Genomic DNA, 14,141 nt, shown 5'->3' with positions numbered 1-14,141 from the left:
CCAGTATGTAAGACCCCTGAAAGACGATCAGGTTGATAGGTTCGAGGTGGAAGCGCGGCAACGTGTGCAGCTGACGAATACTAATCGGTCGAGGGCTTATCCTAAATAAGTAAATCCAGCTAAGTAAGAAACCTTCGCAAAGGTTCGTATCCAGTTTTCAGGGCGTAAGGCCTTGTATATAGAGTCTTGCTAACGCAGACCACGTTTGGTGGCGATGGCGGAGGGGAACCACGCGTACCCATCCCGAACACGACCGTTAAGCCCTCCAGCGCCGATGGTACTTGGACCGCAGGGTCCTGGAAGAGTAGGACGTCGCCAAGCAGAGATAACCGACCATATTCATATGGTCGGTTTTTTTGTATTTAAAAGGATTGTGTGTATGCGCTTTCGAATATATACTGTTATGGATTTTACTTATTCTCGGAGGACTGATAATGACATAACCTACCAAGCATCGAAGCCTGCTTATGCAAGCTCGGAAGTGAGCTGCGCAGATACGAAAACTGAAATCATAACAACACATATTCCGAGGAGATGCCCATTGTGTGGAGAAGGATTCAAGGCAATGCAAGAAACTGTTTGCTGTATGAACCGCTTTTTCTAATACCGTTTAATATGTACATGACTTACGCTTCAATCTACATGCTTAAGCTTGGCGTTAACGAAACCCAAATCGGACTTATCACGTCCATCGGCATGGCGATTCAGATCTTCACTGCGCTTATCAGTGGTCACTTAACGGACAAGATGGGTCGAAGAAAAGCGCTGCTTGTATATGATCTTCTGAGCTGGAGCATCGCAACGTTATTGTGGGCAGTATCGCAAAACTTCTGGTTCTTCCTTATCGCAGCAATCGTGAACAGCTTTCAGCGTGTGCCGACGACTGCGTGGTACTGTCTGCTCGTGGAGGATACGAAGCCGGAGAACCGTTCGATCGTCTTTACCATTCTGATGTTTATTAATGTTGTTGGCGGGCTGTTTGCGCCGCTTGGCGGCTTGCTTGTGAACCATTATTCACTCGTTCCTGGAATGCGGTTCATGTATCTCCTCGCTTTTGTCGGGATGACGATCATGATCATTGTAAGGCATTTCAAAACACATGAGACGGAAATTGGGATCAAAAAAATGCAAGAGAGCTCGAAGATCAGCTTCTCGGATACGCTGGCTGAATACAAAGCCGTGTTAAAGCTCATAGGGACGAATAAGCCATTGATGATTATTTTTGGCGTCTACATTCTATTCAACTTCCAGATGACGCTGCGCAATACCTATTTGTCGGTCTACTGGGTGGATGCCCTACAGATTAATGATGCGTTCATCTCGATATTCCCAGCGATTTCGTCAGCGGCCATGATACTGTTCCTGTTCACTGCATCGCCGCGGCTTAAAGAAAAGCTGGCCAATCGTTATATGATCTGGGGCTTCTTGATCTCGGCAGCCTCATTCATGATTCTGCTGTCAGCGGGACCGGGCAACATCACGGCTACAATCATCAGTACGGTTGTCATGGCAATTGGTGGACTTCTCGCTAGCCCGTATTTGGAATCATCCATTCAAAATGCGATCGATGACGACAATAGGGCGAAGATTTTCTCTATCCTCGGCGTACTGATTCTCATCTTCACTTTCCCTGCGGGACTGATCGGCGGCTGGGCGTATACGATTAATGCGAAGTTTCCGCTGATCTTTATAGTCATCTCGTTTCTGATGAGCGTGCCTATGATGATGATGTATGCCAAGAGTAGTCGAAAAGCGATTCAACCGACAGTTGAAATGACCTGTTCAACTGATGCTTGATAGGCCAAGGCATGTCACTGTGCTATTCTACATCCAGACAGTGCGCACTGTACAAATTGCGATAGCGGAGGCGTTAGATACATGGATATGTACAAGATCGGGGCTTTCATTGCTAAGCTTAGAAAAGAGCACGGGATGACGCAAGCTGAGTTTGCCGAACAGTTAAGCCTTACCCATCAGGCGGTATCCAAATGGGAGCGCGGCGAGTCCATGCCGGATATTAGTCTGCTGTCGCCGATTAGCAAGCTCCTTGGTCTAACGATTGAAGAATTGCTGGCCGGAGAGAAAAAGAAAGTTGTTGTTGTTCTTCCTCTGACTGTTGCTGCGGAAGCACAGCAAGAAGAGCTTCAACATGAAGAAGTGGCTGTTACTGCGGCAGAGGATGATCAGGCAGTTGAGCAAGAGGATGAGCACGAACATGAAGATGAGCATGAAGATGAGCACGAGGATGAGCTCGAGGATGAGCATGAAGATGAGGACGAACATGAAGATGAGGACGAACATGAAGATGAGCATGAACATGAACATCATCATGATCAACATCACCATGAGCATCATCATGACCACCATCATGACCATCATCATGACCATCATCATGATAACAATGATGAGGACCAGAATACGAATCGTGAATTGAAACTGATTCTAAAGCTGGCTCCATTCCTGAGCACAGACCTCGTCGATGAAATGATTGATCGCCGCTTGGACAGTGATGAGGTCAGCCTGGATTTTGTGCAGAGACTCGCACCGTTTGCAAGCTCAGAGATGCTCGGCAAATTAGTCGATAAAGCAACGGATAATGCCGTGGAGCTGAACCAAATTACAAGATTGGCGCCCTTTCTTGAGCAAAGCCAGCTCGATCGCCTCATGCAGAAAGTTGAAAACGGCACTGTAGGCTGGAACGTTGTGAAAGCGCTCGCCCCTTTCTTAGGTGAGAAAGCGCTGAACCGGCTTATCGAGAGAGTGGCAGAAGGATCTATCGATACGCATACGCTTGTTTCAATTGCACCTTTTCTACAGAAGGAAAATGTTGAGAGGTTGGTCAGCCTTGCGGAGTCAGTTACGTTCGATACCGAGCTTGTAACGAAGCTCGCTCCATTCCTCCCGAAGGATATGCTCGATCGTTTGGTTCGAAATATGCTGAGCAATACACGCTAAATGCGAAGGAAACCATGCTGGACCGATATTTATCGGGCGGTATGGTTTTTTTTTACGTTCACTGTAAAAAAGGAAATTGCGACCTTAAGCTCGAAATGTATGGAGATATACAGCAAGAGTTGGAGGTTAAAGTATGAAAGAGCTACTCATGACAAATGTACGGGATATGCGCGATGGCGAGGAATTCGTCGGCTTCTATCTCATTAAGGAGAGCGAAGTGAAGCAGACAAACACGACGCCTCCGAAGGATTTTATGAATTTGATGCTGTCCGATTCCACGGGACAGATTTCAGCGAAAATTTGGGACGCTGCTCAAACGGATAAAGATAGTTTCACTGCGATGTCGCTTGTGAAGGTGCAAGGTACTGCACAGCTGTACCGGGATAAGCTGCAGGTGAAGATTATTCGTATCCGCAGGACGACGGAAGCAGACGGTGTCAACTTAACGGATTTCATTCGCTCAGCGCCGGTTGAGGCGGAAGAGCTGCTTACAACCGTCTACACCACTAAAGACAGTATCGCGGATCCGGATATTCGCGCAATCGTTCAATATTGCTTGGACAAAATCGGTGATCGGCTTCTGCATGCGCCGGCAGCGAAGACGCATCATCATGCATATTACGCCGGATTGGTGTATCATATTGTAAGAATGCTGGAGATCGGCGCATTTCTGTGCAAGCAGCGTCCTTTTCTCAATCCAGATCTGATTAAAGCAGGCATCATTCTTCATGATATCGCGAAGCCCGTTGAGATGGTTTCCGAGCTTGGCATCGTATCGGATTACAGCACGCCAGGCAAGCTGATTGGGCATATTTCGCAGGCATCGCTGTGGATCACGGAAGCGGCGATTCACCTTGGCATTGATCCAGACGCTGAACGCATTATGGCGCTGCAGCATCTTGTTCTCTCTCATCATAACCTTGGCGAGTGGGGCAGTCCGGTGCAGCCGCAGCTGGCAGAGGCAGTTGCCCTGCATCATATCGACTCGATGGATGCGAAGCTGCAAATGATTGAGGATGCTTTTGCAACAATTCCCGATGATGAATCGTGGACGCCACCAATTCGTGGGCTGGAGAACAAGGCAATCTATCGGTTAAATTTTTAGATGGAGGATTCTACAACATGATTAGATTCGGCATTATTGGTACAAATTGGATTACAGAACAGTTTATTGAGGCGGCTAGAACGGTAGAGGGCTTCACGCTAACTGCTGTCTATTCCAGAACGCAGGAACAAGCAGACATCTTCGCTGCCAAGCATAGCATTCCGTTCACGTTCACGAATTTGGCTGACATGGCTGCAAGCAATGAGCTTGATGCGGTATATATCGCTTCGCCAACCTCCTTCCATGCTGAGCAGGCGATGATCTGTATGCGCGGGGGCAAGCATGTTCTCTGTGAGAAGCCAGCTGCGTCGAATGCGCGTGAGTTGACGAAGATGATTGAAACCGCGCAGGAGCACAATGTCGTATTCATGGAAGCGCTGAAGAGCACGCTGCTTCCTGGCTTCCAAGCGATTGTGGATAATCTGCCGAAGCTTGGGACGGTGCGGAGATATTTTGCAAGCTACTGCCAATACTCTTCGCGTTACGATGCTTATAAGAACGGGACCGTGCTGAATGCGTTCAAGCCTGAGTTCTCGAATGGCGCGCTGATGGATCTCGGCGTGTACTGCATCTATCCAATGGTAGTGCTGTTCGGTGCGCCTAAGGAGATCGCCGCTAACGGCATTATGCTGGAGTCCGGCGTGGATGGCCAAGGCGGCTTGATCGCGAAGTATGAAGGCATGAATGCGACGATCATGTATTCGAAAATCTCGAACTCCTCGCTGCTCGCCGAAATTCAAGGCGAAGAGGGTACGATGACGATCGACAGCATCAACATTCCGAAGCAGATTCAAATCCGTTACCGCGATGGCCGGGTGGAGGATATTTCGAGACCGGATGATCGTCCGACGATGAGCTACGAGGCGGAGCAGTTTATGCAGCTGATCCGTACGGGAGAGCGTCAATCTCCGGTCAATACGCACGCGAATTCACTTGCCGTGATGAACGTGCTTGATGAAGCGAGACGCCAGCAAGGGCTTGTGTTCCCTGCGGATCTTAAATAATAAAAGACGCTGCGCTGCAGAAGGTTTAACCTTCATGTAGCTGCAGCGTTTTTTTTGTGTGTGCTGTGAATTAGATGGAGCGCTTATAGTGGTTCGGTGTGCTGCCGGCGAATTTCTTAAACATCCGGTAGAAGTGTGGGAGACTCTCGAAGCCGCACTGAACCGCAATCTCAGCAATCGTGTGATCGGTCGTCAACAGAAGCTCCTTCGCCATCGTTATCCGCTTCGCGATAATAAATTCGATGACACTAAGTCCAGTCATTTGCTTGAACGTTCTGGAGAAGTAGGACGGACTTACAGCGGCGCGGCTGGCAAGTGCCGTGAGCTGCAGGTTGTCGGTCAGGTGCGCGTCGATATAATCAAGCGCTGCCTGCATCCAGGTTGGACTGTTAAGTCCGCTATGCGGCTGCGAAACATCGCCGGGATTGGTCTTGCGGTTCAGATGAAGGAGCACCGATTGCAGCAGCAGCAGAACGGCTTGGCGGTAGCCGGACTGACGGTGCCGAAGCTCTTCCTGCAGCTCATCAATCGTTGCTTCAAGCCGCTGCTGTTCAGCGTGAAGCAGCTCGAGCTTATAATGGCGGTTCGACTTGGCGAGCTCGAAGCATCGAAGATACGTGAAAGCGTCCTTGCTGACGACGGTTGCTTGAACAAATTGGCTGCTGAAGAATATCGCAGACGACGTAATCGGCTGTTCGGGATTCGGAAGCGTCCGATGAATCGTATTGCCTGGGATGAGAAACAGATCCCCGGCTTGCAGCTCGTAGAACGTATGGTTAATAAAGATCGAACCAGAGCCGTTATGGATATAGATAATCTCGAACCAGTCATGCAGATGGTCCGGCAGCTCGGATTGCGTGTTCTTCGTACTGCGCAGGACGAGCTCGATCGGAAGCGAGGTATCGACGTCGAAATGTTTGCGAAGCGGATTCATGCTAGCGTCAGCTCCTTGTGAAGATTCGCGGATAAGACAAACAAGATAGGACAAAAAAAGGTATATTTTCAGCGGGAATGATTATTTCTATTCTGTATCTTCGTTTCTATAATAAAATATATCGGACTTACAGCTTGTTTGTCTATCCTATCTTATCTGGAAGGTGAATTTACGATGGAGCATCACATTGAATCCGGCGCTGACGCGCTTTATATGGACGAACGCGATCATGTTGCAACCGCGCTTCGCGACATGTCGGCAGGAGAAACGGTTCAGTACCGGAACTCGCAAGGTTTGCAAGCGGTAACGTTGGTTGATCTTATTCCATTCGGCCATAAGGTGGCCATTACTGCTGTGGAAGAAGGCGCGGAGGTCCGCAAATATGGGGAAGTCATTGGACGAGCCGTGAAATCTATTGTCATTGGTCAGCATGTGCATGTCCATAACATTGAAGGGATTCGCGGTCGCGGAGACCTCGGCTTGAAGGAGGCGGCAGCGCAATGATGAACGGAACATTCATGGGCTACGAACGGGCGAACGGGGATATTGGCATTCGCAATCATCTGCTTATTATTCCAACTGTAATTTGCTCCAACCAAGTATGCAATCGGGTTATGCAAATGGTGCCTGGTGCGGTGGCGATTCCGCATCAGCATGGCTGCAGCCAAATTGGCGCGGACAAGGAGCGGACGTTCGAGGTGCTTGCCGGAACGGGAAAAAACCCTAACGTTGGCGCAGTCCTTATTATCAGTCTCGGCTGCGAGGTTGTCGATCCTGCTGCGCTTGCGGAAGACATCCGTAAAACAGGCAAGCCGGTTGAATTCTTCGATATTCAATCTGTAGGCGGTTCGGTGAAGGCGATCTCGCATGGCGCGGAGCTTGCGAAGCGAATGATGGCGGATCTCGAGAAGCAGGAAAAGGTGCCAGTGCCATGGAATAAATTAAAGGTTGGGGTGAAATGCGGCGGTTCTGATGCGACGAGCGGCTTGGCTTCGAACCCGGCGCTTGGAGCTGCAGCAGATTCACTTATTGCTGAAGGCGGCTCCATCGTTATCGGAGAGACGACAGAGATCATCGGTGCGGAGCATCTGCTTGCAGAGCGCTGCGTGACGCAGGGAGTTTCTGATCAGCTCTATCATATCGTGAATCGCTTTGAAGACGAAGTACAGCGGATGGGCGCAGATATGCGCGGCGGCAATCCAAGCCCTGGCAATATCGCAGGTGGCCTGTCCACAATTGAGGAGAAATCTCTCGGCTGCATTAGTAAGTGCGGCAAAGCGCCAATTAAAGGCGTTATTGAGTATGCGGAGAACATTCCGGATCATGGTCTCTATTTCATGGATTCCCCGGGAAATGATATTGAGTGCGTATCGGGGATGGCAGCGGGCGGTGCACATATCGTCTGCTTCACGACAGGTCGTGGGACGCCAACTGGCGCAGCGGTTATTCCTGTCATTAAGATTACCGGCAACAAGATGACGTTCGAGAAGATGGAAGATAATATGGACGTTGACGTCAGCGATATGCTGGACGGAACTAGCAGTCTTGAACAGGCTGGAGATCGGATTTGGCAAGAGATTATGGATGTTGCAGAAGGCAAATGGACGAAAGCCGAAGTGCTTGGCCACCAAGAGTTCAGCATTAATCGGATCGGTCCAAGCTTGTAAACATGTAGACGGAGGTACGCGAGGGATGAATACGATAGCAAAGGATTGGCTCGATCTGGAATATAAGCCGCAGCTCCCTGTCAACAAGGAGATGGGTATCGGCATCATCGGAGCGGGCGAAATTATCGAAGCTTGTCACCTGCCGGCCTATGAGATGGCGGGTCTGCGCGTAGTGGGCATCTTCGATCTGAACAAGGAGCGCGCTGAACAGCTCGCTGCGAAATTCGGCATTCCGAAAGTGTACGGGGATCTGGATGAGTTGCTCGCCGATCCAGAAGTTCAGTTCGCGGATTTGGCGGTTCCAGCGAAGGTGCAGCCAGCGATTGCTGAGCGTGCGGCAGCTGCCGGCAAGCATATTCTGTGCCAGAAGCCGCTTGCGGAATCGTATCCGGAAGCGGTGCGCATTCGCGATGCTTGCGCCAAGTATGGCGTGAAAGGCGCGGTCAACCAGCAGATGCGATGGTCGCCGAGCATTCGGGCTAGCCATACGATTATCAAGCGCGGCTGGCTGGGCGAGCTGCTGCAGGCTTCGATTCAAGTGAATGTGAAGCAGGATTTTGCCAACTGGGGCTGGCTGAGAGAGATGCCGACGCTGGAATTCATGTATCATAGCATTCATTACATGGATGCGATTCGTTTCTTGTTCGGTACGCCTGAGTATGTCTATGCAGATGGTGCGCGTTTCCCTGGTCAACAGACGATTGGCGAGACACGGACGCTGCTTCATATGAAATTCGCCGGCGAAGCACGCGGCATCATTCATGACAATCATAATCATATCGCGACTGAGGATGATTGGTACGCGACTTACCGATTCGAAGGAACCGAAGGCATTATTAAAGGGACGAACGGGTCGTTGTACAACTATCCGGTCGGTCGCGAAGATACGCTGAGCTTTCATACCAAAGCGATTCACGAGGATTATTGGTTCTCGCCGAGGCTGCATGGCAAATGGTTCCCGCATGCTTTCATGGGAACGATGGGCGAGCTGATGCGAGCTGTGGAAGAGGATCGGGAGCCGGAGAACAGCGTTGAGGATAACTTGAAGACGATGCAAATGGTGTTCGGCGCCTACCTCTCGATGGAGGAGAATCGTCCGGTCACGCTTGCGGAGATTGCAGGCAAAGTGCCGTCGTCACTGTAAGATGGGAGGGAGAGCTTAGGCTCTCTCTTTTTTTGTGCAAAATAGGGAACAGGCGGTGTAACAGTGGTACGCGTCTTAGAACTGAAGAAGACAGAACAAGTGAAGCCAACGGATGTCTCCGCTGGCTCCAATTCATTATTATTGCGGCTGCTGGCGAATGCCTGGCGGCCTTTTTATTTTATCCTGTACATGCTGGTACCAGAAGGCGCCTGCGAAGATGACAATGCATACGGTAGCAAGAATCGAGTTGTAGAAGAATGTCTGGCGCATCCCAATCGCTTCGCTCGTAATGCCACCGAAGAAGCTGCCGATAATGCGGGCAACGCCCATCGAGAGCAGGCCGTTGAGCGTCTGTCCACTTGCCTTCAGCTCATTAGGCACTTCCTTGTTGATGACAATCGCCATCGTGACGGATAGGACGATAAAGATAAGACCGTGCAGCGCTTGAATCGGAAGCAGCCAACCGGCATGATGCACGATCGTGTACAAATACCAGCGCAGAGCGGCCGCTGCCCCGGCGCCAAGCAGAATGAACGAGACGGGCACGCGCTTGAAGATACGGCTCGACAGCAGCAGGAACGGAACCTCGCTCAGCGAGGAAATAACCATAGACCAGCCAAGCCACGCGCTGTCGCCCCCAAGCTCTTTGAAATAGAGCGGGAAGAAGGCGTAATAGTAGCCGAGCGTAATCTGAAACACAAAATTCGCGCCGATATAGAGCATCAGCTTCCGGTTGCGGAGGAGCACCCAGACCGATATTTTCTTGCCTCGCTTCTGATGCCCTTCGATCTTAGGAAAACGAAGCGCGAGCAGCAGGCAGGCGACGAGAATGAGCGTGTAGACGATGAACAGTAGATCGATTCGCTTCTGCGCGAGCAGCCCGAATAGAATCGACATCAGAGCGAACCCGAATGTCCCTCCCATCCGAATGAGGCTGAAATTGCCTGAGCCCCGCTTGTCCAGCACCTCTAGCGTAACGGCATCGCTAATTGTGAAGATGGATGACTGGAAGAAGGTAAAGATACAAATAAAGAGCAGCAGCAGCAGAAACATGTTGCTGAGCGGGAAGAGCAGAACGCTCACGCCGGTTCCGGCGATAAGCAGCAGCAGAATGCTGTTCTTCGTCCGTGCTCGGTCGCTAAGCAGTCCCCAGACCGGTTGTGCCAATATGGCGACGAGTGGACCTAGGCTAAGCAGCGTCCCGATCTGTGATTGGGTAAACCCGACATGTTGGAAGTAGAGCGGGATGAATGTTCCATAGACGGCATTGCCCATGTACAGAAAGAAGTAGAAGAACAGGAAATAAGCTAAATTGACAGGCATCTCTTCGCTTCCTTTTGGCTAGTGTTAGTTGTTATCGTACTATAAACCGTTCCCTGCTAGGAAGCTGTTCCCGCAAAATATTTTTTGGCCCTCCCTTTCTTTGCCGCAAACAGGAGGTACATGCACTTCTAGGCCACTGCCTACATACACTGTAAAACAGTCTTCACTGTCAGTACGCGTAAGGAGGAATCTCCTTGGCAGAGGGCATCCAAATTGAAGGAGGGAATGGTCGTTATGCCCGGTTTCTTCGCAACGATTGCTTTATTTATCAAACAGCTGACACTACTTGTTTCGTACGTCAAAAATAATGCGTTTCCCCAGCCGCTGCAGGAGGAGGAAGAAGCGAAGCATATACAGCTATTCTTGAGCGGCAATCAAAACTCCAGAAATATTCTCATTGAGCATAACCTGCGGCTAGTCGCGCATGTAGTGAAGAAATTCGATAATACGAAAGAAGATACCGAGGACTTGATCTCGATCGGCACGATCGGCTTAATCAAAGCCATTGAATCGTATTCTCCTGGGAAGGGGACGAAACTGGCTACTTTTGCCGCGAGATGCATTGAGAATGAGATTCTGATGCATCTTCGCTCCAAGAAGAAGTCCAATAAAGATGTCTCCTTGCATGATCCAATTGGCACGGACAAGGAAGGCAATGAAATCTCCTTGATTGATATCCTCGGAACAGATCATGATGATGTGGTTGAGAAAGTGCAATTGCAAATTGAGAAATCCAAGATCTATAAGAATTTAGATATATTAGACGATCGTGAGAAAGAAGTCATCGTTGCCCGGTTCGGCTTGGAAACTGGCGGCGAAGAACGGACGCAGAGGGAGATTGCTAAGGATCTGGGAATCTCGAGGTCGTATGTATCGCGTATTGAGAAGCGAGCATTGATGAAGCTGTATCACGAGTTTTATAAAGCGAAGCGATAAAGTGAATAAGAGGATTGTTTACTGAGGCCGCGTAATACGCGGCTTTTTCGCTGGCAAATAAAGGCCCTAGGAAATTCGAAGTGGTAAGGAGCGAATAACGCACGCTATAATAGGAGGCAGAGAGGGGCGTGCGGCAGTGCCATACAGTTTAGATGTTCGATTCAAACCGCTTTACGAAGCTCTTAGCAGCTTGCATGCCTATATTTGCCGGAAATCGCATAAGAAACTGGATCTGACGGAATCGTGGCCTAAACAGGCCAGTCAGCGGATTACGTCGGAACTAGCTGAAATACTAGATAGCATGAGCATCGACGGGGATTGGAAACTCACTTATCTGCTCGTATTTCTGTGCCCGAACGAAGATGCCGCTGGATTCACCGAATGGCTCAGAGGCCTGACGGTAGGGGAACTATATGAAATAATGTCACCATACGGCAATCAATTTCCTGCTAATATGGCCGTGTTTCGCGATCGGACCGCGAAACTGTTCGAGCTTTGGGACAAGCAATATTTCCAGCATATCGATGGAACAATCATCAATCGGCTCGATGAATCGGTGCACATCCGGAAGCAAGCGCTTCCCTCGTTGGAACCGGCAGCGTTCGTCGACGAAACCTCGAACGGGTTATTCTTTGAACCGATCAACGGATTGGAGAAGCTCGTGCTCATGCCGCAGTATCATTTCCAACCGTTCAACGTCGTTAACCACTACGGCAGCATCACGGTATGCCATTATGCCGCTAGAATATATTTGGGCGATGATGATTTCCTGTCGACGCATGAGTATCGCATGATCCGAAGCGTGGCTGAGAAGAGCCGGCTAAAAATATTACGGTTCCTGAACAAAGGTCCAAGATCGTTTATTGAGATCGTGCGTCATTTGGAGCTGTCGAAAGGCATCACGCACGACCATATTGCGAAGCTGCGTCATGCAGGCATGTTGACTGCACACTTCGATGGCGAGACGCTAACGGCATACAGCTTACGGTCAGGCGCGTTGGCTCAGATGTACGGCAAGCTTATGGAATATATTGAGAAGGTCGACTAGCTGGACGGATAACTCTATAAAGAAAGCAAAGCCATTTGTGCATCGTTCATACGATGTGGGAATGGCTTTTTTTGATGTCTTTAAGCGAGTGGGATCGGAGCAGTTAATCCGAACTATTCATTTAATTCTTTTCTTAAAGAAATATTTATATAGTTCTCTATTTACAGAACTAAAAAGCCAGCCTATAATAGGGTCATCTACAATGTTGAGTAATTCAATCGGAATTATAAAATATTGAATAGGGGATTTTTATTTCGGGAGGTTGTTCATTATGAAGAAGAAAATCTTTTCCTTATCCACTGCTATCCTCGCCAGCGCGATCTTATTAACCGCTTGCGGAAGCAATAGCAACAATGCTGGAACAGCAAACAACAGCGCTCCAAACACGAACCAGACTGCGCCGAGCAATACGGCATCTAATACGCCAACGACTCCGGCAGCTGATGCCAATGGACTGTATCAAGCGGTGGATATGTCTAAGCTGCCGGATACGGCAAAGAACCGCACGGACACGATTATCGTGGGCTTGACCGATCCAAGCGGTGCGTTCACGCCGTATTTCCAGCAAAGCGGATATGACGGCAACGTATCGTCCTTGCTTTATACACCGCTTGTCAGCGTGGATAACAAAGGGCTTCCAATTCCGGGGTTGGCGGAGAAATGGGATGTATCGGCAGATAATTTGACTTATACGTACCACCTGCGCCAAGGCTTGAAATTCAGCGACGGATCACCGCTTACGGCTGACGACGTCGCATTCACATGGACGATTCTCCACGACAAATCGTATGACGGCGATTCCCAAGTAAGCACGCTGCATGTCAAGGGCGGCGAGGATTATAAAGCAGGCAAGGCAACAAGCGTTTCGGGTATCAAGGTGATCGATCCGCAGACGATCTCTGTTACGCTTGAGCAGCCTAACGCCAGCGCGCTGACGCTGCTAGGTTCCGATGTATTGTCGAAAGCTTATTACGGCAAGGAGTACAAGCAAGGTCAACTGGATTATATGAAGAAGCTCAGCGGCAGCCCGCTCGGCAATGGCCCGTATAAGCTGGAGAAGTTCATTCCGGGGCAGGAAGTGCGGATGATCGCGAACGAGAACTATTTTGGCGGCAAGCCGAAAACAGAGCACTTTATCTATAAAACATCGGAAGGGGATACGTGGCAGTACTTGGAGACAGGCGAGGTCGACTATGCGTCGTTCAGCGCAACGAAAGAAAATATCGATAAGCTCAAAGCGCTTGGATTCGTGAATGTCCAACCGTATACGCCAAGCAACTACGGTTACCTTCAAGTGAATCTCGAACACCCGGCTTTGAAAGACAAGCTAGTTCGTCAGGCGCTAACTTACGGGCTAGACCGCCAAAGTATTTACGTAGAAGCTAGCCAAGGCGCTTACCAGGTTGCTAATATTCCTTCGTCTTTGATTTCATGGGCGTACACGGAAGACGGTATTAACCCGTACAAGTATGATCCGGAGAAAGCGAAGCAACTGCTGGACCAAGCAGGTTGGAAGGTCGGAACTGACGGCATTCGCGAGAAAGACGGCAAGAAGCTGACGATCCATTACCTGGGATCCAAGAAGCCGGATACCGATGTTTTCATCGCAGTAGCGAAAGAAGACTATGAAGCGATCGGCATTAAATTCGAGCCGGAAGTGTTCGCGGATTTCAATGCGCTCGTCTCTAAAGTCGAAGGCGGGGATTATGATCTTGTTTCCTTCTCGACATCGCTTCTGACCGATCCTGCGGACGGTTTGCTCCAGTTCGTTGACGGCGAGATTACTGGTTATGATAATCCGAAATTCAAAGAGCTATACGCCAAAAGCTTAGCGACGTCGAACATCGACGAACGCAAAGAAGTTTACAAACAAATCTTCCAGATTCTTAATGACGATCTACCGGTCATCTTTACGAGCTACAAGAAAAGCGTATATGCCTATAACGGACGCATTCAAAACTTAAGCATCAGCCCATTTAACGGCCTTGCTCCGAGTCTGCCAAACTGGACGCTGAGCAAATAAGG

12 protein-coding genes and 2 rRNA genes are annotated in these 14,141 nt (G+C 49.6%); 12 read left to right on the top strand and 2 right to left on the bottom strand.

Annotated features, from left to right (window positions below):
* The 6 genes from AC0YNX_RS13700 to AC0YNX_RS13675 form a co-directional block, all read left to right on the top strand.
* A 23S ribosomal RNA gene (locus AC0YNX_RS13700) occupies positions 1–104 on the top strand; the annotation flags it as partial.
* Positions 105–204: 100 nt separating this feature from the next.
* Positions 205–321 (top strand): 5S ribosomal RNA (gene rrf / locus AC0YNX_RS13695).
* Positions 322–534: 213 nt separating this feature from the next.
* Complete coding sequence (locus AC0YNX_RS13690) at positions 535–1,797, top strand: MFS transporter (protein ID WP_475816205.1); 1,263 nt, start codon at positions 535–537, stop codon at positions 1,795–1,797.
* An 81-nt stretch (positions 1,798–1,878) separates the two neighbouring features.
* Positions 1,879–2,955 carry a helix-turn-helix domain-containing protein gene (locus tag AC0YNX_RS13685; RefSeq protein WP_475816204.1) on the top strand — a complete coding sequence of 359 codons (1,077 nt, stop codon included), beginning with the start codon at positions 1,879–1,881 and terminating at the stop codon, positions 2,953–2,955.
* 148 nt (positions 2,956–3,103) lie between these two features.
* Entirely contained in the window at positions 3,104–4,060 is a 957-nt protein-coding gene (locus AC0YNX_RS13680; RefSeq protein ID WP_475816255.1) for a 3'-5' exoribonuclease YhaM family protein, read from the top strand.
* A 17-nt stretch (positions 4,061–4,077) separates the two neighbouring features.
* On the top strand, positions 4,078–5,064 hold the full coding sequence (locus AC0YNX_RS13675) for a Gfo/Idh/MocA family protein (RefSeq protein WP_475816203.1): 987 nt from the start codon (positions 4,078–4,080) through the stop codon (positions 5,062–5,064).
* A 70-nt stretch (positions 5,065–5,134) separates the two neighbouring features.
* Here AC0YNX_RS13675 and AC0YNX_RS13670 read toward each other — a convergent pair whose 3' ends face one another.
* Positions 5,135–5,998, bottom strand: a complete 864-nt coding sequence (locus AC0YNX_RS13670; RefSeq protein WP_475816202.1) for a helix-turn-helix domain-containing protein — start codon at positions 5,996–5,998, stop codon at positions 5,135–5,137.
* A 174-nt stretch (positions 5,999–6,172) separates the two neighbouring features.
* Here AC0YNX_RS13670 and AC0YNX_RS13665 point away from each other — a divergent pair, with 174 nt between their 5' ends.
* The 3 genes from AC0YNX_RS13665 to AC0YNX_RS13655 are packed head-to-tail and all read left to right on the top strand — an operon-like array spanning position 6,173 to position 8,809.
* A complete protein-coding gene (locus AC0YNX_RS13665; RefSeq protein WP_475816201.1) occupies positions 6,173–6,502 on the top strand; it encodes a UxaA family hydrolase in 330 nt (109 codons plus the stop codon).
* On the top strand, positions 6,502–7,665 hold the full coding sequence (locus AC0YNX_RS13660) for a UxaA family hydrolase (protein WP_475816254.1): 1,164 nt from the start codon (positions 6,502–6,504) through the stop codon (positions 7,663–7,665). Before AC0YNX_RS13665 ends, AC0YNX_RS13660 begins: the two co-directional genes overlap by 1 nt.
* Positions 7,666–7,690: 25 nt before the next feature.
* Positions 7,691–8,809, top strand: a complete 1,119-nt coding sequence (locus AC0YNX_RS13655) for a Gfo/Idh/MocA family protein (RefSeq protein WP_475816200.1) — start codon at positions 7,691–7,693, stop codon at positions 8,807–8,809.
* 138 nt (positions 8,810–8,947) lie between these two features.
* Here the strand turns inward: AC0YNX_RS13655 and AC0YNX_RS13650 are convergent, their stop codons facing one another.
* A complete protein-coding gene (locus AC0YNX_RS13650) occupies positions 8,948–10,132 on the bottom strand; it encodes an MFS transporter (RefSeq protein WP_475816199.1) in 1,185 nt (394 codons plus the stop codon).
* A gap of 234 nt (positions 10,133–10,366) precedes the next feature.
* Here AC0YNX_RS13650 and sigK point away from each other — a divergent pair, with 234 nt between their 5' ends.
* The 3 genes from sigK to AC0YNX_RS13635 all read left to right on the top strand — a co-directional run bounded on the left by sigK (position 10,367) and on the right by AC0YNX_RS13635 (position 14,139).
* Complete coding sequence (gene sigK / locus AC0YNX_RS13645; RefSeq protein ID WP_475816198.1) at positions 10,367–11,068, top strand: RNA polymerase sporulation sigma factor SigK; 702 nt, start codon at positions 10,367–10,369, stop codon at positions 11,066–11,068.
* 136 nt (positions 11,069–11,204) lie between these two features.
* The gene (locus tag AC0YNX_RS13640; protein WP_475816197.1) at positions 11,205–12,116 is read left to right on the top strand and encodes an ArsR/SmtB family transcription factor; all 912 of its coding nucleotides are present in this window, start codon (positions 11,205–11,207) and stop codon (positions 12,114–12,116) included.
* Between the two features lie 271 nt (positions 12,117–12,387).
* On the top strand, positions 12,388–14,139 hold the full coding sequence (locus AC0YNX_RS13635; protein WP_475816196.1) for an ABC transporter substrate-binding protein: 1,752 nt from the start codon (positions 12,388–12,390) through the stop codon (positions 14,137–14,139).
* Positions 14,140–14,141: the final 2 nt, after the last annotated feature.

It is taken from the genome of Paenibacillus sp. J31R98, assembly GCF_056269245.1.
The sequence above is the reverse complement of the archived record's forward strand: the minus strand, read 5'-3'. Positions and strand labels throughout refer to the sequence as shown.